Raw genomic sequence first — 25,268 nt, forward strand, 5'->3', positions numbered from 1 at the left:
TTCAGGGTGTCCCCTGATGCAGATGACGTTCTCAGCATCCGCAAGTGGGTAGGTGAGACCAGGCAGCAGTCTCACTGATATGCAAATAGGCTGTGGGGCATGCTCGATTCCCTGCTCAGATACGGCCTGATTGCGGTGGTCGCTCTTGCAGCGCTCGCATGGGCCTTTATCGCTGGCAGGGCGTGGCAGCCGAAAGCACGAGCCCGCGGCGGCTTCTGGTACCTCGAAGCGATTCTCTTGCTGTCCGGACCAGTGCTGGAATGTCTCGTTTTCCTCTATCCGGCGGATCTGAGCGGGCCGATTCCTGCGATTGCCCGGGCGGTTTCCCTGGTGTGCGTCGGTCTTGCTGCCTGGGCGGTCCTGCAGAGCGCTACAAATGCGCGGCGCGGAGTCGGAGCGGTTATCGCCGCCATGCTCTTTTTTTACATGGCGATGATAATGTCTGGTCTTGTCGGCGCGACACCGGGTATTCCGGAACAGTACGTCACTACGCCGGTACTGGTTCTAGCGTTCCTTGTGCATGGAGGCTACTCGGCAGAGTGGTTGCTGCGGGCCGCCAGATTCAATCTTCGCTTGGTCGTCGTGCTCAGTCTTATCGCCGCCATTGTGCTTCCTCTGCTTGCATTTAACTCGGACGACAGCCGGTCGTTGTTTGGCATCGGCAGGCTTGAAGGGATCACTGCACACCCCAATACGCTCGGCGCGGTAGCCGTCGTCGCCGTCGTTATCGAGTTGAAGTTGTCCAGCTCCAGAGTCTGGGTACTCATTCCGTTCCTTGCCCTCACCTTCGCCCAATCGAACACGTCATGGATCGCACTAATTCTGGCGCTGGCTGTGCGGCGGGATCTGCTTGCTAAGACGCTTCGCTTCCTTGCGGTTGCCGGAGTGCTGCTCGCTTCGTCGATTGTGGTGATCTGGCCGGACAAGGCAAACGCCTTGGTGGGTGCCGTCCTCGGGGACAACTTCACGTTCAACGGTCGAACGAAGATCTGGGATGCGGCCATGATCGGCTTCAACGAATACCCCATCTTCGGCTACGGCCCAACGCTGCTCGATCAGTCCTATCGTGACCGTTACCTGCCAAATTTCGACGCGGCTGCCCAGGCCCACAACCAGCTCGTACAGTCCCTGGCCAGCGCCGGAATCATCGGGCTCCTGTCCCTCCTCGTGCTTGCTGTTGTCCTTTACAAGCGGGCAGGTGACCTACGCAGGCTCGGCGACGCGACCGGTCTCGCTCTGCTTGTGTTGTTGACGATGCGAGCCGCCACAGAGACCCCCTTGCGACCGGGTGGAGCAGGCCTGCCTACTTTTATACTGATCGTGGTTATTTGCTACATCGCGACGAGTTGGGAAGAGCAGTCTGCCCTGCGGGCGACTGAAGGTACCTCCAATGCGGTAATACGGGAAGACGAGCTCCCCAGCCACGTCCGTCCAGAGCCCATCCCGCTGCGCTCCAGTGCTTCCATCGCTGGAGATGCCCGGGCCAACAGGCCGCGAGGGCGGGAATCGAGGGCTAGACCCGCCTAACCGGAGGAATGAGCGCCTCCGATTCGGCGATATTGTTGTCGCCTACAGGGAAACTAGATAGCTGCCTGCCCGCCGGGGCAGTCTTGCACTGTCAACGGAAACAAGGAGTCTCTTGGCCAAGCGAGCTTTCATTACGGGTGTCACGGGTCAGGACGGCTCCTATCTTGCTGAGCTCTTGCTCTCGAAAGGCTACGAGGTGCACGGCCTGATCCGCCGGGCGTCGACGTTCAACACCTCCCGTATCGACCACCTCTACGTGGACCCGCACGACCCGTCGGCGAAGCTGTTCCTGCACTACGGTGATCTCAGCGACGGTTCCCGTCTGGTCACCTTGCTCGCGCAGATTCAGCCCGACGAGGTCTACAACCTGGCGGCCCAGTCGCACGTGAGAGTGTCCTTCGACGAGCCCGAACACACCGGTGACACCACCGGGATGGGCACCATCCGACTCCTGGAAGCGGTGCGGATGGCGGGCATTCACCCGCGGTTCTACCAGGCGTCCAGCTCAGAGATGTTCGGCGCCACCCCGCCGCCCCAGAACGAAGACACCCCCTTCTACCCGCGCTCGCCCTATGGCGCTGCGAAGGTGTACTCCTACTGGGTCACCAAGAACTACCGCGAGGCCTACGACATGTTCGCGGTCAACGGCATCCTGTTCAACCACGAATCACCCCGCCGCGGCGAGACCTTCGTCACCCGCAAGATCACCCGGGCCGTCGCTGCGATCAAGGCCGGCACCCAAGACTACGTATACCTGGGCAACCTGGACTCCATCCGCGACTGGGGCTACGCCGCCGAGTATGTCGAAGGCATGTGGCGCATGCTGCAGGCCGACGAGCCCGACGACTTCGTGCTCGCCACCGGCGGCAACTTCACCGTGCGCGACTTCGTGGAGACCTCGTTCAGCCACGCCGGCCTCAACTGGGAAGACCACGTCAAATTCGACGAACGCTACCTGCGGCCCACCGAGGTCGATGCCCTCGTTGGAGACGCCTCCAAGGCGCACGACACACTCGGCTGGAAGGCCGAGGTCGACACCGCCGAACTGGCCCGCATCATGGTCGACGCCGACATCGCCGCACTCGAGCACTCCGGCCGGCCGTGGATCGACGAAGTGAAGCTCACGAGCTGGGGAACGAAGTAACCATGACGGCATCAGCGACGGACGACCGCGACCAGGTCACCTTCACCCCGGCAGCTTTGGACCGGGACGCCCGGTTCTACGTGGCGGGTCACCGCGGCCTTGTTGGGTCGGCCATCTGGCGGCGCCTGGAGGCGGAGGGCTTCACCGACCTCGTCGGGCGCAGCTCGGCCGACCTCGACCTGAAAGACCGCGACGCCGTCTTCGCGTTCTTCAAGGAGACCACCCCGCGCTACGTAGTGCTCGCCGCAGCCAAGGTGGGCGGCATCCTCGCCAACAGCACCTACCCGGTGGACTTCCTCAGCGACAACCTGCGCATCCAGGTGAACGTGCTCGACGCCGCGCTCAAGTATGGCGTGGAACGGCTGCTGTTCCTGGGCTCCTCGTGCATCTACCCGCGCCTGGCCCCGCAGCCGATCCACGAGGACACCCTGCTGACCGGGCACCTCGAACCCACCAATGACGCCTACGCGATCGCGAAGATCGCCGGCATTCTGCAGATCCAGGCCGTGCGCCGCCAGTACGGGCTGCCGTGGATCTCCGCAATGCCCACCAACCTCTACGGGCCCGGTGACAACTTCTCGCCCCAGGGCTCTCACGTGCTGCCGGCCCTTATTCGCCGCTATGACGAAGCCGCCCAGTCCGGCGCCGCGAGCGTCGCCAACTGGGGCACAGGCACCCCGCGCCGCGAGTTCCTGCACGTGGACGACATGGCCGAAGCCTGCCTGCACCTGATGGAACACTACGACGGCCCCGAGCAGGTGAACGTGGGGACCGGCAGCGACGTCACCATCCGGGAGATCGCCGAGACCATCGGCCGCGTCGTGGGCTTCACCGGGGCCACCGAGTGGGACACCGACAAGCCCGACGGCACCCCACAGAAGCTGCTTGACGTCAGCAAGCTGGCGGAAGCCGGCTGGACCGCGAAGATCGGCCTCGAAGACGGCCTGCGCAGCACCGTGCAGTGGTACCGCGAGCACGCACACAGCCTGCGCGAGTAGTACGTGGAACCCACAGCGGCACTGCGCCCTCGCAACCGGGCGCGCAACCGAGCCCGCCACAGCCGCACGAAGACGATCTGGTTGATCGTCTCCGTTGTCATCGTGGTGGCTCTGGCCCTCGTGGCCTGGGTGGGTGTGCGGGCGGTGCTCGCCCGCGGTGAGCTCGAAAGCGCTATTCCGCTTGCGAAGACCATGCAGCAGCAGGTGGTGGACGGCGACGGCGAAGCCGCGCGACTCACCGGAGTGGAACTGGGGGACAGGGCGGCGTCCGCGTCCGCGCTCACTAGCGATCCGGTCTGGCGGATGTTCGAAGGGATCCCCGCGCTGGGGCCCAACCTCGCCGTGGTGCGCCAACTGGCCGCCGTGGTGGACGACCTCGCGCAAGACGCGGTGACACCGCTGGCCGATGTCGCCGGTGCCATCACGACGGATGACTTCAAACCGGTGAACGGCGCCATCAACCTGCAGCCGCTGATCGACGCTCAGCCTGCCGTGTCGGCGGCCGCTGTGGCCGTTCATGCGGCTCAGGTGCAGGTCGCCAAAATCGACACCGATGGAACCGTGGATCAAGTGGCGGCCGCGGCAGAGACGCTGCGCAGCGCTGTCGCCGACGCAGACACCGCCATCACGGCGGTCGACAACGCCGTCACCCTTGTGCCGGCCATTCTCGGTGCGAACGGCCCCCGGGACTACATGGTGCTGTTCCAGAATCCGGCTGAGCTGCGCGCCACCGGCGGAATTGCCGGAGCGGTGGCGCTGCTGCACACCGATGCTGGTCAGATCCAGCTTGCCCGGCAGCTCTCGAGCGGCGAGTTCAATGACTTTGTCCCCCCTGCAATTGACCTGCCGACCGAAACCCGCGGAATCTACGGCGACATCACCGCCCAGTACATTCAGGACGTGAACCTCACGCCGAACTTTGTGCTGTCCGGTGAGATCGCCAGCGCGATGTGGCAGCAGCAGTTCGGCCAGAACGTGAACGGCGTACTGTCCATTGACCCCATTGCGCTGGGCTACCTGCTCGCGGCCACCGGGCCGGTCACGCTGCCAACCGGTGACGTGCTCACCTCGGAGAACGCGACCCAGTTGCTCCTCACCGACGTCTACTCCCGCTACCCACGTCCCGTCGACCAGGACGCCTTCTTCGCGGTCGCGGCGAGCACGGTATTTACCGCTGTCGCCGGCGGGAACGCCGACCCCGTGGCGCTCATCGAAGCGCTCGCCAAAGCCGGTGGCGAACACCGCGTGCTGGTCTGGAGCGCCGACCCGGCCGAACAAGCCGTGCTGGCCGACACCACGCTGGCCGGCGGCCTGCCGGTGAGCGACTCGGAGACCCAGCGTTTCGGCGTCTACCTGAACGACGCCACGGGCTCCAAGATGGGACCTTACCTCGACGTGCAGACGGCGGTGGGCCAGGCGACGTGCCGCAAGGATCAGCGGCCGCAGTACGCGATCGACGTCACCCTCACCAACACGGCGCCCGCTGACGCAGCGACGTCCCTGCCGGGATACGTCACGGCGGCCGGGACCTTCGGCGTGACGCCCGGGAACATTAAGACGATTCTGTCTGTGTACGGGGCGCCGGACATGCAGAACCTCGGGCTCACCCGCGATGGCGCCGAGGTGGCCATGCACCCCGCCACCGACGCCACCTATCCGGTGAGCAGCCTCTCGGTGGAGCTGGCGCCGGGCGAAATCACCACCGTTCAGTTCACCTGGTTGGGGGCACAAGCGTTCGATGGCGAAATCGAGACACAAACGACACCGGTAATTCACAGAAATGAAACGGAGAAACTGGATATCACCTGTTAACGTGCCCTAGTCTGGAGATCAGCCTCATTCGAGGAAGGCTCCTATCGGAGTACGCCAGTGTCGGCACATTTTTTTGAAAGATCTAGCAGGGGGTACCACCATGATGAAAAAGTCCGTTGCGGCAATCGCGCTCGCGGTTCTCGCAGTTTTCGCAGTTCCGGCCGCAGCTAACGCTGCCGGCTATGTTCCCGAGGGGAACATCACCGTCACCGACGCCACGCCCGCACCGGGCGAGACTGTCACCGTCGGCTTCGCTGATGCTTCCTTCACCCCCGGCGAGTCCGTGTCCTTCACCCTGACCGGTGAGAACGCAGCGGGCGCCACGCTGGCCACGATCAAGGCCGTCGTCAACTCGACGAGCATCACCAAGACCGCAGCCACCGATGGTGCTGTCTCAGTCGCCGTCACCCTGCCGGCTAACGCCACCGGTTCTTACGCCCTGTCGGGCACCGGCCTCACCTCCGGCAGCGTCGGCACTGCAACCCTCACGGCTGTTGCCGCTGACGCGGGCACTGCTGCCGCCACTGGCGGACTCGCCAGCACCGGCTACGACGCTCCGATGCTCGCCATCTGGGCCGCAGCCGGCGCACTCCTGCTCGGCGTCGCCCTGATGGTCGCACTCACCGTCGTGCGCCGCCAGCGCGCCAACGCGTAGTCAGCTCCCATCAGGCTAGAGGCATCACCTTCCGACACTGCGTGAGGTAGCTAGCCCAGCACCACAGAAGGCCCCGAACACTGTTCGGGGCCTTCTGCTGTGCCCGGCCGATGGCCGCTGGAGATCACGGTCCGCCCGACGGGCGGTCCAACCCTTGCCGGTAGGCTCGTAGATATGGGGAAAAACGCATGAAGATATCGGTAATCGGCTGTGGCTATCTCGGCGCAGTGCACGCGTCGGCCATGGCAGAGCTGGGCCATGAGGTCGTGGGCATCGACGTTGATGACGCGAAAATCGCCGCTCTGAGTGAAGGACGCACCCCGTTCTTCGAACCCGGGCTGCCCGAGGTGCTCACCTCGGCGCTGGCCTCCGGCCGGCTGCGCTTCACCACCGACATCGCCGAGGCGGCCGGTGCCGAAGTGCACTTCGTGGCCGTGGGCACCCCGCAGAAGAAGGGCAGCCACGCTGCCGACCTCAGCTATGTCGACGCCGCCGTCGAGGCGTTGCTGCCGCACCTGACTGCCGACGACCTGGTTGTGGGCAAGAGCACCGTGCCCGTCGGCACCGCCGCCCGGCTCGCCGCGCTCATTGAGGGCTCCGGCTCGGGCGCCGCGCTGGCCTGGAACCCGGAGTTCCTGCGCGAGGGCTTTGCGGTGCAAGACACCATCAGCCCCGACCGGCTCGTCTACGGCGTTCCCGCCGGAGCCGTCGGCGAGCGAGCCGTGGCCCAGCTCAACGCCGTGTATGCGGCCGCGACCGCTGCGGAGACGCCGCTCGTGGTCACGGACTACGCCACCGCCGAACTGGTGAAGGTCGCCGCGAACGCGTTCCTCGCCACCAAGATCAGCTTCATCAATGCCATGGCCGAGATCGCCGAGGTCTCCGGGGCCGACGTGACCCAGCTGGCCGACGCCATCGGCTACGACGCCCGCATCGGGCGTCGCTTCCTCAACGCCGGGGTCGGCTTCGGCGGCGGCTGCCTGCCCAAGGACATCCGCGCGTTCACCGCCCGCGCCGAGGAACTCGGCCGCGGCGAATCCGTCGCTTTCCTCAAGGAGGTCGACGCCATCAACCTGCGCCGCCGCCAGCGGGTCGTGGACCTCACCGTGACGGCGCTCGACCGCCCCATCTTCAACGCGAAGGTGGCCGTGCTCGGGCTCAGCTTCAAGCCTCATTCCGACGACGTGCGTGACTCGCCGGCCCTCGACGTGGCTGTGCAGCTGCGCGGGCTCGGCGCCGACGTGGTCGCCACCGACCCGCAGGCGATCGAGAACTCCCGCTCGCGACACCCGCAGCTCAGCTACTCGACCGAAATCGAGGAAACCCTGCGCGGCGCGGCCGCCGTGGTGCTCGTCACCGAATGGCCGGAATTCAAGACCATCGACCCCGTCTGGGCCGCCACCCTGGTGGAGACCCCGACGATCATCGATGGTCGCAACACCCTGAATGCAGCCGAGTGGCGCGCCGCCGGCTGGACTTACTACGGATTGGGCCGCCCTTAATGGCATTGCAGAACCCCCGACTGGTCGCCTTCGACCTCGACGACACCCTCGCGGCTTCCAAGTCGCCCATCGACCCTCGGATGGCGGAGCTGCTGGTCAACCTGCTCGACGTCGCAGAGGTGTGCATCATCTCGGGTGGCAACTTTGCCCAGTTCACCATGCAGGTCATCGACAACCTCAGCGAGGTTGACGGCACGGCACTGACCCGCCTGCACCTCATGCCCACCTGCGGCACGCAGTACTACCGCCACCAGGGCGGCGACTGGGAGCAGATCTACGCCGAGAACCTCACCGAGGACCAGAAGCAGCGCGCCCTCACCGCCGTGGAAGAGACCGCCCGCAGCCTCGGCTACTGGGAGAGCGAGACCTGGGGCCCGATCCTCGAAGACCGCGGCTCACAGATCACCTTCTCGGCCCTCGGCCAGGCCGCTCCCGTGGCAGCAAAGACCCAGTGGGACACCGACGGAGCCAAGAAGACCGCACTGCGCGAAGCGGTGCAGGCGCTGCTGCCCGACCTCGAGGTGCGCTCAGGCGGCTCCACCTCGGTGGACATCACCCGCCGCGGCATCGACAAGGCCTACGGCATGAACCGCCTGGCCGAGCTCACCGGCATCCCGCTCGTCGACATGCTCTTCGTCGGCGACCGGCTCGATGAAAACGGCAACGACTACCCGGTCAAGGCCATGGGCGTGGACTGCGTCGCCGTGGAGGGCTGGGAAGACACCGCCGCGTTCCTCGAGAAGCTCATCCCCACGCTCACGGCGGCGTCGCACCAGAGCTGACCTCACGGCCCTGACCACACCGATCCGCGGTGTCACACCCGAACTGGGGTGCCCGGCGGGGCGGATCGGTCGGTCGGCCGGGGCGTGCGGGCAATAGCCTTCGTCGGGGGAGTTCCCCGTGGGCATCCGCAGCGCAGTCGTGACGCGGAGCGCACCGGCACGAAGGCAGTCATGGGCACCAAACGGGCACGCAGCCGGGTACGCGGCTGGGCGACAGTGTTGACCGTGACTGCGACACTGCTTGTGGGCGCCCTGGCTCCGACCCCCGCCTTGGCGGCTGCACCGACCACAGCCGCTCACGCACTGACAGTTTCGGTGTCCGTGTCGGGCACACGCGTCGTCGGGCACCGGCTCACCGGGGTGGTGCGCAGCACGCCCGCCGCGGCAAAGATCAGTTACCAGTGGTACCGCAACGGCGCCGCGATCCGCGGCGCCACCACCAGCGGCTACACCGCGGTGGCGGCCGATGTCGGCACGGAACTCGCCCTCGGCGTGTGGGCGACGAAGCCGGGCTACGCGACTACCCCCGCCCTGGTCGGCGTCTGGCCCAACATCGCCCTCGGCACCTTTACGAGCAGTGCGCCGACCCTGCAAGGCGCCGCCAAAGTGGGCGCCACGCTCACCGCCCGGCCGGGCACGATCTCGCCAGCCCCGGCCAAACTCACCTACGCCTGGTACCGCTCCGGCACCGCCATCAAGGGCGCAACGGCATCGACCTACAAACTGAGCAGCACCGACAAGGGTGCCAAAATCAGCGTGCGCACCACCGCGACGGCCCCCGGCTACACCACGCTCGTCAAGGCCTCCACGCCGACCGTGACGATCACAGCGCCGTAAGCAGCGTGGGCGCCACCAGGCCGACTCAGAAATGCGGTGGTCGCCAGCGGTGTTCTCGCCCCGAACTGGGGCAGCGCACGAGCCGATTCTGCCCCCGGGCGGGTGGCTGCGGCCAATAGCCTTCGCTGGGGGAGAATTCCTCCGTGCGGACGCGCATCACTCTGACGATGCCCGCCGCACCGGACTGAATCTGGGGCACTCATGGGGAACAGGCGTCGACGCATCCGGGATCAGGGTTTCACCGTGGCCCTGACCATCACCGCAGCGCTCGTGATCGGAACGCTGGGCGCCGCTGCCCCGGCGACCGCTGCCCCCGCCGCCGCAACCACGGCGACCGCGCTCGCGACGGCGACAACCCCTGATACCGCCGCGCCCGTTACGACGGTCGTGGCCCCCGCTGTGGCGGCAGTACCGAAGCTGAGCACGCTGACGGGGACTGTCTCCGGGCACACCACCACAGGCACGAAGCCGCTGGCGGGCGTGTTCGTGCGGGCCTACACCGCCACCAGCTCGGTGCACGGCTACACCGACGCCACTGGCAAATACTCGATCGCCGGGCTGACCGCCGGCAGCTACAAGGTCTCCTACAACAACTACGACACCAGCGCCGGGTTCGTCTTTGCCGAGCAGTACTGGAAGAACCAAACCAACGAAGCGCAGGCCACCCCGATCAAGGTGGGTGCCACCAACCTGAGCGGCTACAACGTGACCCTGCAGCAGGGCAGCACGATCTCGGGCATCCTCACCGCGAAGGTGGGCACCAAGGGGGTCCCGGCCACCACGGTGCGAAAGGTGACCACGTATCTCAACGGCAGCAAGACCGGCGTCGACCACTACATCGGCGTGGACTGGGCCGGGCGGTACAACCTCACCGGGCTCGTGGCGGGCACCTACAAGCTGAGCTTCGGGGTGATCGGCGCCACGACCGGTCTGAAGGGCGAGTACTACAACAACGCCACCACCCTCGCCGCGTCGAAGTCGATCGTGCTGGGCTTTGCGAAGACCGTGACCGGCATCGATGCCGAGCTGGCCGGCAAGCCCGAAGTTAACGTGTCCGGCAGCGTCTACGGCTCCACCACAGTGGGATACACCCTCACCGTGAGCGCGTACTTCGACCCGGCTGCGGACACCTCCACCTACCAGTGGTACCGCAACGGCGTCGCAATCAGCGGGGCCACCAAGACCACGTATGCGCTGGTGGGGGCGGATGCCGGCAAGACAATCTCGGTGACGGCGAAGGGCTCGAAGGCCGGCTACACCTCGGCGTCCGCCAGCTTCAGCGCGTGGAGCACCATCACGCCCGGCACGTTCAGCGCCAACCAGCCCACGATCTCCGGTACCGCCAAGGTGGGCGCCACGCTCACCGCCACACCGGGCTCGACGATCCCCAAGCCGACCGCGGTGACCTACACCTGGTTCCGGTCCGGGGCCCTGATCTCAGGCGCGACGGCGAAGACCTACAAGATCACGGCCGCTGACGCCGGCTTCACCCTGAGCGTGCGCGCCACCGCGAAGTCAACCGGCTACACAACGCTGACCCGCGGGTCGTCATCCACCGTGCGCGTGCCTAAGCCCTGACGCACAGGGACCGAACCTCATCACCCCTCTCACCACCCGGGCGGGCACGGCAGCAGTTTGGCTGCTCGTGCTCGCCACGGTCGCCCTGCTGCCCGACGCGTTCGACCGCTGGTTCCTGCCCAAGGACGTCGTTGCCGCCGTGGCCGTGCTGCTGGCGTCGGTGGCCGCGGCGCGTGGGCGGTTGCCGCGCTGGGTGGTGATCGGCAGCACCCTGGCCGGGGTGCTCGCACTGCTGGGCGTTCTGCTCTCGGCCGCACCGGCCGCGCAGCTGTGGGGCCGGTGGCCGCGCTACGAAGGACTCGTGGCCCTGCCGGTGTACTTCGGCGCCGTCTGGGCCGGAGCCCGGCTGCTCGGGCCGGACGGCACGACGGCACGGCTGCGCACCCTCACCCGGGCGGTGGCCGCCGCCGCAATCGCACTGGGGGTGGTGTCGCTGGTGGAGTCTCTGGGGGCGCGGCCGTTCGCCTCCGACCTGGACCGGCCCGGCGCGCTGACCGGTAACGCTACCGATCAGGGGCTGCTCGGGGCGTTGTTCCTGGCGCTGCTCGTGCTGCCGGTGCTGCGCGCATGGGTCGGCCCGGTCGGACCGGCCGGGCGGGCGCCGGGCGTTCGGCGCGGTGACGGCTGGGTGGAGGCGGAGCGGGTCTGGCTCACTGCCGGTCTGGGGCTGGCGCTGGTGACCGTGGTGCTGTCCGCGTCCCGGGCCGCGCTGCTGGCCGCCGGCGTGGTCGTGCTGGTGCTCGGTGCGCTGGCCGTGCTGCGGGCGCCGCGCGGCCGCGTGCGGCAGGTGCTGCTGCTCGGCGCCGGCGGATTGGTGGTGCTGGTGGGCGGGGCGCTGCTGGTGCCGTTCACCCGCGACCGGGTGTTGGGCAGCAGCCCGCTGGCCGGCTCCTCGGTGGAGGCCCGGTTCGACTATTGGCGGCAGGCGGTGTCGTTGCTCGGAGCACATCCGTTCGGCGTCGGCGCCAGCGGGTTCCTCAACGCCAACGCCGGCTCGTCCGAAAGCGGCAGCACCCTCGATTCACCACACAACTGGCTGCTGCAGGTGGCCCTGGCCGGCGGCATCCCGCTGCTGGTGGTGGTGCTGGGCATTCTTGGGGGTGCGGTGTGGTTCGGGGTGCGCCGGTGGCGGGTCCTGGCCGCTGAGCCCGCTCAGTCGGCGCAGGCCGACCTGCTCGCGGCGGCGCTGGCCGGGCTGGCCGGGTACGGCATGGGCCTGCTCACCCATTTCACGGCGCCGGCCACCGCGATTCCGGCGGCGCTGCTGCTTGGCGTGCTGCTGGCCGTGCCGGCTGCGGGCGGCCTGCGGGTGCGGCCGGGCCGGGTCGGCGTGCTCCGGGTGGCCGGGGGCATCCGCACCGGCCTGCTGTTGGTGTGGCTGGCGTGGCTGATCGTGCTGACCTGCGCCGAGGTGCCGCTGGCCGCCGGGGTGGCGGCGGCCGGGCGCGGCGACCTCGCGGCGGCCGAGGAGTCGTTCGCGCAGGCGCAGGCGCTGCGGCCGTGGGACGGCGACCTGGCCAGCATCGCCGCGCAGTCGTTCGCGGCGCTCGCCGACGGGGGAGTGGCCGAGGCGGCGGCTCCGACCGTGGCCTGGGCCGAACGGTCCCGGGCGCAGCTGCCGGGCACTGTGGCTACCGAGCGGGCGCTGGCCGTGGGGCAACTGGTCGGCGGTGACGTGGAGGCCGCGGCGGACACTCTGGCGGCGCTGGTCGAGCTGGCGCCGCGCGACGCCAGCGTTGCCGCGCAGTACGCGGTCGCGCTGTACCTGCAGGGAGAGCTGACGGCGAGCCGGGCGGAAGTGGAGCGGGCCCTCGGCCTGGACCCGGCCGACGAGCTGGCGCTGCGGCTGCGGGACGTTCTCGACGAACCGGTGGTGCCGGCCGCCGGATAACCGGGGCTTTAGTGTGGGCGGCGGCTCCGGCTGGGGCCGCGTGCCCATAGCCTCGATCCACCGGTCGGCCTGGTTGAGTGGGCCCGTCATCGTTTGAGCTGAGGTTTCGGCTGCCAGGCATTGGTCAGGCCTTTGAACCGGCTGTCCTGTGCTCGATGGCTGCTACGATCGGCGCATTCAACCACTCAACCATCGGGGGATCCACGTGCGAATCCGACTGTTCTTGGCATCAACTTGTCTGGTCGTACTCGGTCTTACCGGATGTTCAGCAGCCGCCGAGAGTGACAGCGACACCACCGGGAACGCACCGAGCAGCAGCAGTGACGCCGAAGACGCCGCGGGCAGTAGTGACGGCGAAACCGCTGATGCGCCCGAAGAAGAGAGCGCCGGCACTACAGCGAATTTGGCTGCGCCGTCGATCAACATCGGCCCGCTCATTTCGGGCAACGTGGACGGCAGCGGACAGTTTGTTTCCAGCCTTGACGACTTCCGGCTCGTGGAGGAAGCCACCGCCTACGAGTACGGGTTGGACTGCGACAGGTTCCGCTGGCACTACTGGTCGGAGGACCAGAAAACACACGAGGTCGCATACGCGAATCAGGCCGCTTTGGACTCGCTGCGGCAGGCCGCCGATGAAGCCTCATACAAGATGGATTGTTCTCCCACAACCGTCGAGATGGCGCCGGCGGGGGAAACTGTGAAGTTCCAACTGAGTGTCGACGCCAATGCGCGTCAAAAGCTCGGTGAGATGCTCTCCGGCGCGGCGGACGAAGAAGCCATCGCCGCGAACATGGCCTGTCGATCCACGAACGGCGTGGAGGACAACCCGCTCGAAATTTCCTTGGACTACTGCGCGACGACCCGAGAGGACGGCGTTCTGATCGTCGCCTATCACAGGCCGAGCGGGGCTGATTTAGCTTGGTTGGCTGCAATGGTGAATGCGTACGCCGACAACGACAGTCAGGTGCAGGAGTTTATCGACGAGGTGAAGTTGACCTTGCAGCCTTAGGCTTACCCGGCGGCGAGCTCGTCGGCGATGCGCTGGGTCTGGTCGGGGCAGTCCTTCGCGGCCGACTGCTCGAGCACGTTGTGGGCGAGCTGCAGGCGGGACTCCTCGGAGAGGCCCTCGGTGGCGTAGGTGGCCAGCAACTGGTCGACGGCGGCGTTGAGGTCAACATCGGGGTGGTCGGCCAGGTTGCTGCAGACCAGCTTGCTGTACAGGCTCACCGCGGTGGTGGTCTGCTTGACGACCTCTTCTGGTTCGGTCAGCGGTGTGGGCGTCGGGGTGGCCGTTGCGGTGGCGGTGGGGCTAGCAGTGGGCCCGGCCATGGTGGAGCCGGCGGCGCAGCCCGAGAGCAGGATGACGCCGCAGAGAATGGTGGCCGAAGCTAGAGAGCGCATTGGGTGAGCCTAGCTATCTCGGCTGGGAGGCGCGAATTGGGGGGAGCGGCAGCGGGCGCGCTACGGCACCACAGTCAGGTTCTGAACGGTGATGGCCTGAATGGCGATGACCGCCACGACCCCTGCGGCGACCGCGATCAGCAGCCAGCGCGCGGCGAGCATCCAGTTGCTCTGTTCGTGTCGTCGGTACCAGCGCCTGAGCCGACGAGTCCGTCGGCGGAAACCCATGGCAGGATGCTAATCAAAAACCCTGAAAATTGGAACCCTAATTGGGGATACCCGTTCGGGGGACAGCACGTCGGGGTCGCCCTAGCCGCCCCTCAGGCCCCGGTCTATGGTGGCGACACCGTTTACCCGACCGGTGCCAGGAGGCAACCCGATGCCCACCGAACAGTCCGCTCCCGCGCGCCATCGAGCCGCCCCAGCGCCCGGCCGGAAGGCCTGGCGCATCGTTTTTGTGGTCTTCAGCCTCTTCGCCGTGATCGTGATCGGGGTGGCCGGCATGACCTTCTGGAACCTCACCAGCAGCTTCAACGCGGTGGAACGCATCCCGGAGGCGTTCCCGGACGATGACGCGGCGCGGCCGCCGGCATCCACCGGGGAAGCGGCCACGGCGCTGAACTTTTTGCTGCTCGGCTCCGACACCCGGGGCTCCACCGGTTCGATCGCCGACATCAGCGGGCAACGCTCCGACACCATCGTGATCGTGCACATCCCCGCCGACCGGTCCACGCTGTCGGTGATGTCGATCCCGCGGGACAGCTGGCTGGAGATCCCCGGGCACGGGGAGGCGAAGATCAACGCGGCGCTCTCCTACGGCGGGGTGCCGCTGGCGGTGCAGGCGGTGGAGGGGCTGATCGGCGCCCGCATCGATCATGTGGCGGTGGTGGACTTCGCCGGGTTCAAGGCGGTCACCGACGCGCTCGGCGGGGTGACCATCGACAACCCGATCGCGTTCGATTCCTACCATCTCAAGGGCCGGGTGTTCCCGGCGGGCACGCAGCACCTCGACGGCACCGAGGCGCTCGCCTTCGCCCGGGAACGGTACGCGTTCGCCGACGGCGACTTTCAGCGGGTGCGCAACCAGCAGTTGCTCATCGGCGCGCTGCTGAGCGGGCTCATGCAGAAGTCCACCCTCGCCGACCCGGTGAAGGTAGGCGCCGTGATCGGGGCCGTCACCCCGCACCTGGCCATTGACAACACCCTCACCACCACCGACCTGGCAACGCTGGGGGTGCAGCTGCGCGATGTGCGCTCCTCCGACGTGACCTTCTTCACGATCCCCACCAGCGGCACGGGCACTTCCGGCGACGGCCAGTCGATCGTGAACCTGGACTGGGCGGCGTTGCCGGCCCTGCAGGCCGCGTACCAGTCAGATTCCGTCGCGGCGGTCGCGCCGACGTTGCAGGCGGCCGGGTAGGAGGTGGCTGATGGCCACAGTTGAGTCCGATGCGCCGCGTCAGCAGACCGACCTGCCTGGCCGGCGCTTGGGCTGGAAGATCGTGCTCGTGGTGGGCGGGATCGTCGCCCTGGTCGCCGCAGTGACCATCACCGCGGTGGTCTGGACGATCACCAGCGCCTACCAGTCGGTGGAACGGTTCCAGCTCGCCTTCCCACCCGACGCGGAGCGCCCACCACTGACGACCGGCGACGCGGCCGGCGCGCTCAACTTTCTGCTGCTGGGTTCCGACAGCCGCGGTGCCTCCGGCTCGGCCGCGGACCTCACCGGGCAGCACTCCGACACCATCGTGATCCTGCATATCCCCGCCGACCGTTCGGCGCTGAGCGTGATGTCGATTCCCCGGGACAGCTGGCTGGAGGTGCCCGGCCACGGCGAGACGAGTATCAGTGCCGCGCTTTCCTTGGGCGGTGTTCCCCTGACCGTGCAGACGGTGGAGGGGGTCATCGGGGTGCGGGTCGACCATGTGGCGGTGGTGGACTTCGCCGGGTTCGAGGGGCTCACGGATGCATTGGGCGGGGTGGATGTAAACAACCCGATCGCCTTCGACTCCTACTACCTCGAGGGCCACGCCTTTCCCGCGGGCACCCAGCACCTCGACGGCACCGAGGCGCTCGCCTTCGCCCGGGAACGGGCCGCCTTCACCGACGGCGACTTTCAGCGGGTGCGCAACCAGCAGTTGCTCATCCGCGCCCTGCTCGACGGGGTGATGCAGCAGGAGACGCTCACGAACCCGGCCAAGATGGTGGATGTGGTCGGCGCCATCACCCCGCACCTGGCGATCGACGAGAAGCTCACCTCCGGCGACCTGGTGGCGTTGGGGGTGGCGTTGCGGGAGGTGCGTGCCGACGACGTGGAGTTCTTCCTGATTCCCACGAATGGCACCGGGTCCGGCACCACCACCGAGGGCCACCCCATCGTGAACATCGACTGGGCGGCAGTGCCGGCCCTTCAGGAGGCGTTCCGCACCGACGCCCTCACCGGCTTCGCGTCGCAACTGCAGGCGGCCGGCTGACCGGCCGGTGTGTAGTGCCTCGCGTCGTGCGCATAAGCTCGCGAGGTCTCGACAAGCTCGACCAGCGTGTGGTGGGTCGTGCCCGATCTTTGGTCGAGCTTGTCGAGACCCGGTGACCCGGCCTGTGGGTCGTGCCCGATCGTTGGTCGAGCTTGTCGAGACCCGGTGACCCGGCCTGTGGGTCGCGCCTGATCGCTGGTCGAGCTTGTCGAGACCTGGTGACCCGGCCTGTGGGTCGCGCCCGATCGCTGGTCGAGCTTGTCGAGACCCGGTGACGTGTCCGCTGTGTTGGCTCGTATGCAGGTCGTCTTGCGGGGTCTCGACAAGCTCGACCAGCGAGGGGGGCCTCGACCAGCGAGGGGGGGCTCGACAAGCTCGACCAGCGGGGCGGGGCGGGGCGGGCGTTCCTAGGAGAACGAGATGATGGCGTTGATGATCGTGGGCCCCAGCACGGCGATCATCAGCACCGGCAGGATGAAGAGCATCAGCGGGAAGAGCACCTTGACGGGGATCTGCATGGCCTTCTCCTCGGCGCGCTGACGCCGTTTCAGGCGCATCTCCTGCGCCTGCATCCGCAGCACCGTGCTGATCGAGATTCCATAGGCATCCGCCTGCACCACCGACCGGATGAACGTCTTGAGATCGGGCACCGACACCCGCTCGCCCAGGGCCAGGTAGGCCTCCCGCCGGCTCATCCCGAAACGCATGTCCTGCAGAGTGCGCACCAGTTCTTCGGCGAGCGGTCCCTTGCCGTTGTTGCCGGCACGCGCCATCGCCGCTTCGAAACCGAGGCCCGCCTCCACGGCGATCGTCATCTGATCGAGCGTGTCGGGCAGTTCCAGGCCGATGGTGGTTTGCCGCTCCTGCCCGCGGCTGTACAGCAGCAACTCGGGAAGGAAGTAAGCGATCACGGTGACGAAGACGATGAGTGCCAGCACCGGTCCGCTCAGCCGGCTACCGAACAGCAGCAGCGCCAGCAGCAGGGCCACGGCGGCGAGCACCGGTTTCACCGCGAGCACCCGGGCAAGCGGCCACGCGGCGGGCCGGCCCGCGGCGGCGTGCAGCTTGCCGAGCAGCGCTACGTTGCGCGGCACGGTGAGCTTGCGGGTGAATTCCGCCCAGGCCGGTTCGCGGGCGGCAGCGGGCGCGGTATTCGGGTGCAGGCCGCGGGCGAGGTTGGCCTGGATCTGTTTCTGCGCGCCGGAGCCGCCGCCGCCGGGCACGAATAAGGCCCAGAGGATGGCCGGCACGGCGAGCGATACGGCCAGTACGGCCAGGAGCACGGTCAGCGGCATGGGGTGGCTCCTCGGGACGAGGCGGTTGCGGGGGCGCCGGCGGGGTGCCGGCGTGCGGGAACGGTCAGAATTTGAACGTCACCACCTTGCGCATCCAGAGGCCGCCGACGGTCATCATTAGAACCATCAGGCCGATCAAGCCGAAACCGTAGATGCTCTGGCCGAACTGGGCGATATACGACGGGCTGGTGAGCGAGAGGATGCCGATGACGACGACCGGCAACGCCATCAGCACGTAGGCGCTCATTTTGCCTTCGGCGCTGAGCGACGCCACCTGGCGGCGGATCTGGTTGCGCTCCCGGATGGTGGCGCCCACCTGGTCGAGCACCGAGCCGAGGTCGCCGCCGACCTCCCGGTGGATGGCGATGGCCTGGGCGACCCAACTGAAATCCTCGCTCTTCATGCGCGCTGCGGTCTGGTCGAGGGCGTCATTGAGGTCGCGGCCCAGGCGGGTCTCGTTCACCGCCCGAGCGAATTCTTCGGCGGTGGGGGAGGCGGCCTCCTGGGACACCGCGTCGATTGCGCGCAGCAGGCTGTGCCCGGCGCGCAGACCGCCGGCGAGGAGCTGCAGGGTGTCGTCGAGCTGGTCGGCGAACGCCTTCTGCCGGCGGGTGGTGAGCACGCTGAGCAGCAGCTTGGCACCGACCGGGGCGACGAGCGCGACGAGAAGGGCCAGCGCCGGGCCGCCCAACAGCAGGCCGAAAAGGGCACCGACCACGGTGGCGGTGCCCACAAGCACCAGGAAGTCGGCCGGGGCGGACCGGATGCCGGCATGCTCGAGCGCGTCGGCGAGGGCGCGCGTCCAGCCGTGCCGGTCGAGCACGCCGCCGATCCCGTCGGTGGTGCGCCCGGTGAGGCGGCTCAGCCGGGAGGCGGGCGCGATGCTGGGCGGCCGTCGTCGTTCCTCGGGCAGACGCGGGGTGGCTGAGCGGGTGACGACGAGGAACAGTACGGCCAGGGCTAAGGTCCAGCAGAGCGCGCCGGCGATGAGCATCAGCGGGCCTTGGGGCGGTCGGGGGTGGCGAAAACAGACGGGGAGAGCGTGATCCCCAGGTCGTTGAAGCGGTCCACAAAGCGGGGGCGCACCCCGGTGGAGACCGGCTTGCCGAGGAAGCGGCCGGTCGGGTCGATGCCGGCGCTGTAGTCGAAGACGAAGGCATCCTGCAGGGTCACGATCTCGCCCTCCATGCCCTGCACTTCCGTGATGTGGGTCACCCGGCGGGTGCCGTCCCGAAGCCGGGTGAGTTGCACGATCACGTCCACGGCCGACGCGATCTGCTCCCGCACCGCCCGCAATGGCAGGTCCATGCCGGCCATCAGTACCAGGGTCTCCAGCCGGGAGATGGCGTCGCGGGGCGAGTTGGCGTGCACGGTGGAGAGCGACCCGTCGTGGCCGGTGTTCATGGCCTGCAGCATGTCCAGCGCTTCCCCGCCGCGGCATTCGCCGACGACGATGCGGTCGGGTCGCATACGCAACGAGTTCTTGAGGAGGTCACGGATGGTGATCTCACCCTTGCCCTCGATGTTCGCCGGCCGGCTCTCCAACCGCACCACGTGGTCCTGCTGCAGCTGCAGTTCCACGGCGTCTTCGATGGTAATGATGCGTTCCCCGGGCGGGATATAGGAGGAGAGCACGTTGAGCAGGGTGGTCTTGCCGGTGCCGGTGCCGCCGGAGACGATGATGTTCAGGTGCGCGGTGACGCAGGCGTCGAGCAGCTCGGCCATTTCGGGGGAGATGGTGCCGAAGCCGATCAGGTCGCGTGCCTTGAGCGGGTCGGCGGAGAACTTGCGGATGGTGAGGCTGGAGCCGTTCACGGCCAGCGGCGGAATGACCGCGTTCACCCGGGAACCGTCCTCGAGCCGGGCGTCGACGAGGGGTGAGGACTCATCGATTCGCCGGCCCACCCTGGAGACGATCTTCTCGATGACCCGGCGAAGGTCGCTCTCGGATTTGAACCGTGCCCCGCTGAGCGTCACCTTACCTGCGCGTTCCACGAAGATCTGATCGGCGCCGTTCACCATGATCTCGGAAACCGCGGTGTCGTCCAGCAGCGCCTGCAACGGGCCGTAGCCGAGCACGTCGTCACCGATCTGCTTCACCAGGCGCTGCCGTTCCTCCGGGCTCAGCGGCACCCGATCGGCCTCCACGATCTGGGCGAGTTCTTCCCTGGCGTAGGCGAGTAGGTCGTCTTCGGTGAGGGTGGGATCGTTCAGTCGGTTGCCGAGGCGTTCGAAGAGGGCCTCGGCCACCCGGTTCTTCAGGGCTACCACGGCGTCAACGACATTTCCGCTGGTCGAGCCTCCTCCGCTGGTCGAGCCCCCGCCGCTGGTCGAGCTTGTCGAGACCCCGTCACGAGGTCTCGACAGGCTCGACCCACGGTCGGTCGGGACCGGGTCGCCGGGTCTCGACAGGCTGGACCCACGGTCGGTCGCGCCAGTCTCGCTGGTCGAGCCCCCGCCGCTGGTCGAGCCCCCGCCGCTGGTCGAGCTTGTCGAGACCCCGCGAGCCGGCCCGTTGTCGCTGCCCGCCCCACCCCGGAGCGCATCCATTCGATCCGACAGCTTCATCTCAAGTCCGCTCTCTTGTGTAGCCCGGTGCGGGTGGCGCCGGCCGTGCTGGGGTCAAAGCGCGCCACCAGGCGGCGCATGGCCTTGGCGGCGGAATCGCGCGAGGGGTTTTGCAACAACGGTTCTCCCTTGTTGATCGAGTACACGACGGCGCGCGACCGGGGCACGACAACATCCACTGCCTGGCCCAGAGTTGCCTCGATGTCGCGCACGGACAGGCCGCTGTGCCGGTCGGCGATGTTCACCACCACATGGCGGCTCGCCGGCATCAGGCTCAACTCGCTGAGCACGTCGGTCTGCTTGCGCAGCCCGCGCACACTGGGCACGTCCATGCCGCAAAGCAGCACGGCATCTGTCGATGCCTCGAGCGCGGCGAGTACGTGTTCGCCGAGCCCGGGGGCGGTGTCGATGACCACGTACTGGAACTCGCTGGCGAGCTGGCGGATCATGTGGGTCACGTCGTCGCCGGTGATGCGGTCGGCGTGCGCGGGGGACAGCGGAGCGGCGAGAGCGTAGATGGAACTGGGGTGCACGCTGAGAAACGCCTTGAGCACAAGAGTGTCTTCGGCGGCGGCGCCGGTGACGGCGTCCAGCAGGGTGTGCTCGGGGTCGATGCCGAGCGCTGTGGCCACGTCACCGAACTGGGCGTCGAGGTCAACCAGCACCGTCGACATCGGTGCGATGCGGCCCAGGCCCACGGCGAGATTGGTGGCCACGGTGGTCTTGCCCACGCCGCCCTTGGGTGCCGTCACGGTGATGACTCGGCCGGTGGGCCCATCCACGACCGGTGCCGGCCCGAGGCCGCGGCGGCGGCTGGCGGCCGAGTGGCAGGCCCGCTCGAGCACCACCCGGACGGTGTCGGTCTCGGCGAGCGGGTCGACGAGGTCGCGGATGCCGGCGCGCATGGCGGCCAGGGCCAGGTCGGGGCCGGGATCGCAGACCAGCACGGCGCTTATCTCCGGGTGCTGCACGTCGAATACCGCGGCGAGGTGCAGGGCGTCCTCGGCCAGTACGCCGGGGCCGAGCACGATCACCTCGGGGGCACCGCCGGGCACCGCGCGCAGCAGTTCGCCCGGCGACTCCGGCAGCCGCACATCGGTGAAGGTGTGCATTGCGCCCGGTAGTCCGGCGATGGCAAGCTGCATCCGCTTGGCGAAGTCGGGATCATTGGTGATGAGTAGGAACCGGCTCATCAGTACAGGTCCGCCTCCGTGACGATCTTGGTGCCGTCCTCGTTGTCGTCGTCGGTCTGCAGTGACAGCCAAATGGACGCATTCTGCACGGCGAAGATGATGCGCTCGGCGTCGGCGGCGGTGAGCGCGAAGGTGATCATCAGTGCGCCGTCCGGGGTGGCGGGGGTGGCCGAGTCGTCGGTTGCCCCTGTCTCGGTGGTGACCACCGCAGGGGCGCCCTGCACGGTGGTGACGAGCACCTTGTTGAAGACCAGGTTGGTGGAGGGTTGCTGCGCGTCGTTGGTCTTGGTTACGAAGACGCCCACGGTGTCGCCGGCGGCGACCTGGCCGCCCACCATCGCGTCGGCGGCGAGGGAGATTGTCACCTCCTGCATGCCCTCCGGCACCCGGATCTTGCCGGGGGTGATGAGGTCTTCCGGGTTGGCCAGACGGCTGGTGAGCAGCTGTTCGCCGGGCAGCAGCTGCACGGTGGTGATCATGCCCGCCACGGTGGCCAGGTCCGTGACCGCGCCCTCGGCAACGGCGGCGCTGGGCAGCACCTGAACCCGGAGGTATTCGCCGAGAACTTCGGCCGGGGTGGCCACCGGAATGAGTTGGTCGACCACGTAGACGTCCACGGGGGATGCATCCGCCTGAGCGCGCTCGTCGGCGCCGGTGACGTACCCGGCAATGAGAACTGTGCCCGTGATGGCGAGGAGGAGCGCGGCGACGGCGGCGATCAGGCGGATTCTCATTGGTGTGGTACCTAGCGGGTCAGGGTGACAATCGACGCGCCCAAGTTGGGCCCGCCGGTGGTGAAACGGTCGTCGAGGGAGACAAAGGAGACGAACTCGCCGATGACGCCCTTGCAGCTGCCGGTGCAGCGCGCGCCGGTGTACGTGTTGTTGTTGTAGCTGGACGACGGGAACCGCCAGCCCAACAGTTTGAATGCTGCCCAGCCGCGGATCGTGTAACTGCCGCCGGAGCCGGAGCCGGTGGCGCTGGAGAACACCGGAAGCAGCACGGTTTTGCCGAGCGCAGCGGTGAGGACCGCAGCGCAGCCGGTGGGCAGGTTTGCACCGGTGTCGCTGCTCATCGCGGCGCTGGTGGCGATGTTGACGGTGGCGCGGCAGGTGCCGGTGGGGTCGTCGAGCCAGCCGAACCCGCCAGGCAATGGCGTACCCGACCCGTTGACGAGCGGGCAGGTCGCCGAGGAGCCGGTCGTGCCACCGGTGGTGATCACCTGCACCCCGGTGCGTGCGAAGGCGCACTCGGCGAAGGCGAGCGGGAGCATGGCGGGGCCGGAGGCGGGGCTGCCCCAACTGGCGGTGGCGGATGCGGCAACGGCCTTCGAGTCGATGCCCAGCACCGGGGCGAAGCTCAGGGCCAGCGTGCCGGCTCCGGTGGCGCCGTCCTTGGTGCTCGTTTGCACCCGCACGGTGGTGGGCGCGGCGGTTGACGGAGCCGTGACCGACACCGCGGCAGCGCCATCGTTGGCGCTGGCGTTGGCGAAGCTCTGGGCGGTGGCCTGGATGTTCCCGCAGGCACCCTTGGCGCAGTCCTGGGCCACGGCGAGGGCGGCGGCGTCCGCGCCGTTCTGCAGCTGGGCCCGCTCGGCGTAAAGCGCGCCGGTGTCGATGGCCAGGGCGGTGAAGCCGAGCAGCACCACCATGCTCACGGCCACGATCACGGCGACGGCGCCGTGCTCCTCGTTCCGCAGGGCGGCGGCGAGCCGGCGAACCGAGACGCGTAGGGCGTCGCTCATCCGCCGCATCGCATGGCCGCCCGCCCGGTGATGCCGAAGGACGGGCCGAACAGTCCGGTGAGGGCGGGAAGGGAGTAGCTGATAGTGATCTTGGCGGTGGCGCCGGAGACGCAGGCGCCGGAAATGGCGATTTGGGTGTCGGTGAGAGCTGGATCGAGCACCGGTGAAGCGGCGCGGGCGGCCGTGCGGGCGGCCGCGGGGTCGTTGCCGATGGCCATGACGCGTGCGGCCTCGCGGGCGGCGGCCGTGACGCTGATTTGGGCACTGTAGAACATGCCGAACTCCATGATCCCGATCAGCAACGTGACCAGTAGAGGCAGCAGCAGGGCGAATTCCACTGCCACGGCGCCGCGTTCGTTCCGCCATTTCCGCATGAGTGCTCCCGGGCTGGCTGGAAAGTGGGAAGGCGACGCTGCCGCGGTTCTGGGGGAGAACCGCGGCAGCGCCGGAAATGGGGGGACTGCTACGGAGCGGTCGTGGATCCGACGGCCGGGATGCTGTCGGATACACCCTGGAAGAGGCCGGCCAGCTGCGGCCCGAGGATGACCAGAACCGCGATGATCGCAACGGCGATGAGACCGATGATCAGGCCGTACTCCACGGCGGTCGCGCCGGTCTCCTCACGGGACAGACGCGCCTTGGCGCTGACGGCGAACGAATTTAGGGTCACGAAAAGAGCCAACATGGGACTGTCCTTTACTGGGAGATGAGAGACCAAACAGCACATTCAAGCGGTACCGGCCAAACAAAGAGGAGACCAATGACGAACAGTACCTGTGCTGGTAGAAGGGTATTGCTCACTTCCTGTTGCGCAAACCGACACGCCGTGCGGGAGTGAGAATTGATCACTCTCCCACCCGTTTGTGCCCGATTCGGGCGGTTTCGCCGCAAAAATATCGGCCGCCGACGCTAAATGACGACACAACGAAGACGTCGTCTCAGTACAACGCGGACGCCCACAGCACTGCCGCAAACGAACCGGCGACCATCGCCGGCCCGAACGGCACGGTCGAACCGCGGCGGCGGATGAGTGCCACCAGCCCCACCATTGCGCCGATGACGAACCCGGCCAACGCTCCCGCTAGAAGCACGGGCCAGCCCAGGTAGGCCAGGAACAATCCCACGACTGCGGAGAACTTCACGTCGCCCATTCCCATGCCCGATGGAGAGATGAGCGCCAGGGCCAGGTACGCGGCGAAGAGCACCGCAGCGCCGGCCAGAGCTCGGCCGAGTGCCGCCCAGTCGCCGGCCAGGCCGGAGGTCACGGTCAGCAGCCCGACCCCGGTGAGGAAGACCGGCAGGAGCGCCTTGTTGGGCAGCAGTTTGTGGCGCACGTCCACAACGCTCAGGAATATTCCGCTTGCGGCATAGAAGAGCCAGGCGCCCAGTCCGGTCGCCGGCGAGAGTGTGAGCGCCAGTACAGCGAACATCGCGGCGGTTGCCACGGCCCCCAGGATTCTATTCGTGTAGCGGCCACGGCGGCCATTCAACGGGGCCGGGCGGACGGGCCAGAATCTGTCGGCGATGACGCCACCCAGCCAGCCAACGATGAGTCCGGCAAGGCCGAATCCGGCCACGCCCCATCCGAGGCTGAACGCGTTGACCATCATGTTCACAGCCTCGCACACACCCGGCACACCCTCATTTGGGTGCTCGAGTGCCCCAAAGCAGGGGCAATTGGCCGACATTCAGCGAAACTTGAGCAAATCCGGTGGCAATCTTCACGGAGACGTACCAAGATCGACGGTGAACTACGGATGAGAGACCCCCGTAGTCGTTACGGCTTACTCGGCCGCGTGTCTGAGAACACCGGTCGATCGCCGTGTGAGAAGCCTCCGGCTGAGACCCCGGGGGCTTCTCGCACGCT

Annotated in this window: 24 protein-coding genes; 13 read left to right on the forward strand and 11 right to left on the reverse strand. The window is 67.7% G+C overall.

Going from position 1 to position 25,268, the window contains the following annotated elements; all coding sequences use genetic code 11:
• Positions 1–99 precede the first annotated feature (99 nt).
• From BJQ94_RS02805 to BJQ94_RS02855, 11 genes are all read left to right on the forward strand, one after another.
• A complete protein-coding gene (locus BJQ94_RS02805; RefSeq protein ID WP_265398041.1) occupies positions 100–1,527 on the forward strand; it encodes an O-antigen ligase family protein in 1,428 nt (475 codons plus the stop codon).
• A gap of 112 nt (positions 1,528–1,639) precedes the next feature.
• Positions 1,640–2,671 carry a GDP-mannose 4,6-dehydratase gene (gene gmd / locus BJQ94_RS02810; protein ID WP_265398040.1) on the forward strand — a complete coding sequence of 344 codons (1,032 nt, stop codon included), beginning with the start codon at positions 1,640–1,642 and terminating at the stop codon, positions 2,669–2,671.
• 2 nt (positions 2,672–2,673) lie between these two features.
• Positions 2,674–3,669 carry a GDP-L-fucose synthase gene (locus BJQ94_RS02815; protein WP_265398039.1) on the forward strand — a complete coding sequence of 332 codons (996 nt, stop codon included), beginning with the start codon at positions 2,674–2,676 and terminating at the stop codon, positions 3,667–3,669.
• A 192-nt stretch (positions 3,670–3,861) separates the two neighbouring features.
• Positions 3,862–5,481: a DUF4012 domain-containing protein gene (locus BJQ94_RS02820; RefSeq protein ID WP_275875547.1), complete on the forward strand. Its 1,620-nt coding sequence runs from the start codon at positions 3,862–3,864 to the stop codon at positions 5,479–5,481.
• A 100-nt stretch (positions 5,482–5,581) separates the two neighbouring features.
• Positions 5,582–6,136, forward strand: a complete 555-nt coding sequence (locus BJQ94_RS02825; protein WP_265398037.1) for a sortase — start codon at positions 5,582–5,584, stop codon at positions 6,134–6,136.
• A 188-nt stretch (positions 6,137–6,324) separates the two neighbouring features.
• Entirely contained in the window at positions 6,325–7,638 is a 1,314-nt protein-coding gene (locus BJQ94_RS02830; protein ID WP_265398036.1) for a UDP-glucose/GDP-mannose dehydrogenase family protein, read from the forward strand.
• Between the two features lie 5 nt (positions 7,639–7,643).
• Positions 7,644–8,420, forward strand: coding sequence for an HAD-IIB family hydrolase (locus BJQ94_RS02835; RefSeq protein WP_265398058.1), 777 nt, complete (start codon positions 7,644–7,646; stop codon positions 8,418–8,420).
• A 321-nt stretch (positions 8,421–8,741) separates the two neighbouring features.
• Positions 8,742–9,257, forward strand: a complete 516-nt coding sequence (locus BJQ94_RS02840; RefSeq protein ID WP_265398035.1) for a hypothetical protein — start codon at positions 8,742–8,744, stop codon at positions 9,255–9,257.
• A 243-nt stretch (positions 9,258–9,500) separates the two neighbouring features.
• The gene (locus tag BJQ94_RS02845; RefSeq protein WP_265398034.1) at positions 9,501–10,835 is read left to right on the forward strand and encodes a hypothetical protein; all 1,335 of its coding nucleotides are present in this window, start codon (positions 9,501–9,503) and stop codon (positions 10,833–10,835) included.
• Positions 10,836–10,902: 67 nt separating this feature from the next.
• On the forward strand, positions 10,903–12,726 hold the full coding sequence (locus BJQ94_RS02850; RefSeq protein WP_265398033.1) for an O-antigen ligase family protein: 1,824 nt from the start codon (positions 10,903–10,905) through the stop codon (positions 12,724–12,726).
• A gap of 205 nt (positions 12,727–12,931) precedes the next feature.
• Positions 12,932–13,735 (forward strand): hypothetical protein, encoded by an 804-nt coding sequence (locus BJQ94_RS02855; RefSeq protein WP_265398032.1) that lies wholly within the window; start codon positions 12,932–12,934, stop codon positions 13,733–13,735.
• Positions 13,736–13,737: 2 nt separating this feature from the next.
• On the opposite strand, the gene BJQ94_RS02860 is transcribed toward BJQ94_RS02855, so the two are convergent.
• Both BJQ94_RS02860 and BJQ94_RS02865 read right to left on the reverse strand, forming a co-directional pair.
• Positions 13,738–14,127 carry a hypothetical protein gene (locus BJQ94_RS02860; RefSeq protein WP_265398031.1) on the reverse strand — a complete coding sequence of 130 codons (390 nt, stop codon included), beginning with the start codon at positions 14,125–14,127 and terminating at the stop codon, positions 13,738–13,740.
• A 60-nt stretch (positions 14,128–14,187) separates the two neighbouring features.
• On the reverse strand, positions 14,188–14,355 hold the full coding sequence (locus BJQ94_RS02865) for a hypothetical protein (RefSeq protein ID WP_265398030.1): 168 nt from the start codon (positions 14,353–14,355) through the stop codon (positions 14,188–14,190).
• Between the two features lie 151 nt (positions 14,356–14,506).
• Between BJQ94_RS02865 and BJQ94_RS02870 the strand changes: the two genes are divergently transcribed.
• Both BJQ94_RS02870 and BJQ94_RS02875 read left to right on the forward strand, forming a co-directional pair.
• Positions 14,507–15,547: an LCP family protein gene (locus tag BJQ94_RS02870; protein WP_265398029.1), complete on the forward strand. Its 1,041-nt coding sequence runs from the start codon at positions 14,507–14,509 to the stop codon at positions 15,545–15,547.
• 10 nt (positions 15,548–15,557) lie between these two features.
• A complete protein-coding gene (locus BJQ94_RS02875; RefSeq protein WP_265398028.1) occupies positions 15,558–16,601 on the forward strand; it encodes an LCP family protein in 1,044 nt (347 codons plus the stop codon).
• 407 nt (positions 16,602–17,008) lie between these two features.
• On the opposite strand, the gene BJQ94_RS02880 is transcribed toward BJQ94_RS02875, so the two are convergent.
• The 9 genes from BJQ94_RS02880 to BJQ94_RS02920 form a co-directional block, all read right to left on the reverse strand.
• Positions 17,009–17,896, reverse strand: a complete 888-nt coding sequence (locus tag BJQ94_RS02880) for a type II secretion system F family protein (RefSeq protein WP_265398741.1) — start codon at positions 17,894–17,896, stop codon at positions 17,009–17,011.
• A gap of 64 nt (positions 17,897–17,960) precedes the next feature.
• Positions 17,961–18,890 carry a type II secretion system F family protein gene (locus BJQ94_RS02885; RefSeq protein ID WP_265398742.1) on the reverse strand — a complete coding sequence of 310 codons (930 nt, stop codon included), beginning with the start codon at positions 18,888–18,890 and terminating at the stop codon, positions 17,961–17,963.
• Positions 18,890–20,263: a CpaF family protein gene (locus BJQ94_RS02890; RefSeq protein WP_265398840.1), complete on the reverse strand. Its 1,374-nt coding sequence runs from the start codon at positions 20,261–20,263 to the stop codon at positions 18,890–18,892. Before BJQ94_RS02890 ends, BJQ94_RS02885 begins: the two co-directional genes overlap by 1 nt.
• Before the next feature lie 197 nt (positions 20,264–20,460).
• Positions 20,461–21,657, reverse strand: coding sequence for an AAA family ATPase (locus BJQ94_RS02895; protein ID WP_265398743.1), 1,197 nt, complete (start codon positions 21,655–21,657; stop codon positions 20,461–20,463).
• Entirely contained in the window at positions 21,657–22,391 is a 735-nt protein-coding gene (cpaB, locus tag BJQ94_RS02900; protein ID WP_265398744.1) for a Flp pilus assembly protein CpaB, read from the reverse strand. Before cpaB ends, BJQ94_RS02895 begins: the two co-directional genes overlap by 1 nt.
• A gap of 11 nt (positions 22,392–22,402) precedes the next feature.
• On the reverse strand, positions 22,403–23,401 hold the full coding sequence (locus BJQ94_RS02905) for a pilus assembly protein TadG-related protein (protein WP_265398745.1): 999 nt from the start codon (positions 23,399–23,401) through the stop codon (positions 22,403–22,405).
• Positions 23,398–23,775 (reverse strand): TadE family protein, encoded by a 378-nt coding sequence (locus tag BJQ94_RS02910; RefSeq protein WP_265398746.1) that lies wholly within the window; start codon positions 23,773–23,775, stop codon positions 23,398–23,400. Before BJQ94_RS02910 ends, BJQ94_RS02905 begins: the two co-directional genes overlap by 4 nt.
• An 89-nt stretch (positions 23,776–23,864) precedes the next feature.
• The gene (locus BJQ94_RS02915; RefSeq protein ID WP_345893472.1) at positions 23,865–24,071 is read right to left on the reverse strand and encodes a Flp family type IVb pilin; all 207 of its coding nucleotides are present in this window, start codon (positions 24,069–24,071) and stop codon (positions 23,865–23,867) included.
• A 268-nt stretch (positions 24,072–24,339) separates the two neighbouring features.
• A complete protein-coding gene (locus BJQ94_RS02920) occupies positions 24,340–25,011 on the reverse strand; it encodes an A24 family peptidase (RefSeq protein ID WP_265398748.1) in 672 nt (223 codons plus the stop codon).
• Positions 25,012–25,268 lie beyond the last annotated feature (257 nt).

The organism is Cryobacterium sp. SO2, from assembly GCF_026151165.2.
Taxonomy (GTDB): domain Bacteria; phylum Actinomycetota; class Actinomycetes; order Actinomycetales; family Microbacteriaceae; genus Cryobacterium.

Bases quoted from the DNA above. Each gene is read 5' to 3' on its own strand.
- BJQ94_RS02805 (WP_265398041.1), top strand. From the start codon at position 100: ATGCTCGATTCCCTGCTCAGATACGGCCTGATTGCGGTGGTCGCTCTT.
- BJQ94_RS02815 (WP_265398039.1), top strand. From the start codon at position 2,674: ATGACGGCATCAGCGACGGACGACCGCGACCAGGTCACCTTCACCCCG.
- BJQ94_RS02820 (WP_275875547.1), top strand. From the start codon at position 3,862: ATGCAGCAGCAGGTGGTGGACGGCGACGGCGAAGCCGCGCGACTCACC.
- BJQ94_RS02825 (WP_265398037.1), top strand. From the start codon at position 5,582: ATGATGAAAAAGTCCGTTGCGGCAATCGCGCTCGCGGTTCTCGCAGTT.
- BJQ94_RS02830 (WP_265398036.1), top strand. From the start codon at position 6,325: ATGAAGATATCGGTAATCGGCTGTGGCTATCTCGGCGCAGTGCACGCG.
- BJQ94_RS02860 (WP_265398031.1), bottom strand. From the start codon at position 14,127: ATGCGCTCTCTAGCTTCGGCCACCATTCTCTGCGGCGTCATCCTGCTC.
- BJQ94_RS02865 (WP_265398030.1), bottom strand. From the start codon at position 14,355: ATGGGTTTCCGCCGACGGACTCGTCGGCTCAGGCGCTGGTACCGACGA.
- BJQ94_RS02870 (WP_265398029.1), top strand. From the start codon at position 14,507: ATGCCCACCGAACAGTCCGCTCCCGCGCGCCATCGAGCCGCCCCAGCG.
- BJQ94_RS02875 (WP_265398028.1), top strand. From the start codon at position 15,558: ATGGCCACAGTTGAGTCCGATGCGCCGCGTCAGCAGACCGACCTGCCT.
- BJQ94_RS02880 (WP_265398741.1), bottom strand. From the start codon at position 17,896: ATGCCGCTGACCGTGCTCCTGGCCGTACTGGCCGTATCGCTCGCCGTG.
- BJQ94_RS02885 (WP_265398742.1), bottom strand. From the start codon at position 18,890: ATGCTCATCGCCGGCGCGCTCTGCTGGACCTTAGCCCTGGCCGTACTG.
- BJQ94_RS02895 (WP_265398743.1), bottom strand. From the start codon at position 21,657: ATGAGCCGGTTCCTACTCATCACCAATGATCCCGACTTCGCCAAGCGG.
- cpaB (WP_265398744.1), bottom strand. From the start codon at position 22,391: ATGAGAATCCGCCTGATCGCCGCCGTCGCCGCGCTCCTCCTCGCCATC.
- BJQ94_RS02905 (WP_265398745.1), bottom strand. From the start codon at position 23,401: ATGAGCGACGCCCTACGCGTCTCGGTTCGCCGGCTCGCCGCCGCCCTG.
- BJQ94_RS02910 (WP_265398746.1), bottom strand. From the start codon at position 23,775: ATGCGGAAATGGCGGAACGAACGCGGCGCCGTGGCAGTGGAATTCGCC.
- BJQ94_RS02920 (WP_265398748.1), bottom strand. From the start codon at position 25,011: ATGATGGTCAACGCGTTCAGCCTCGGATGGGGCGTGGCCGGATTCGGC.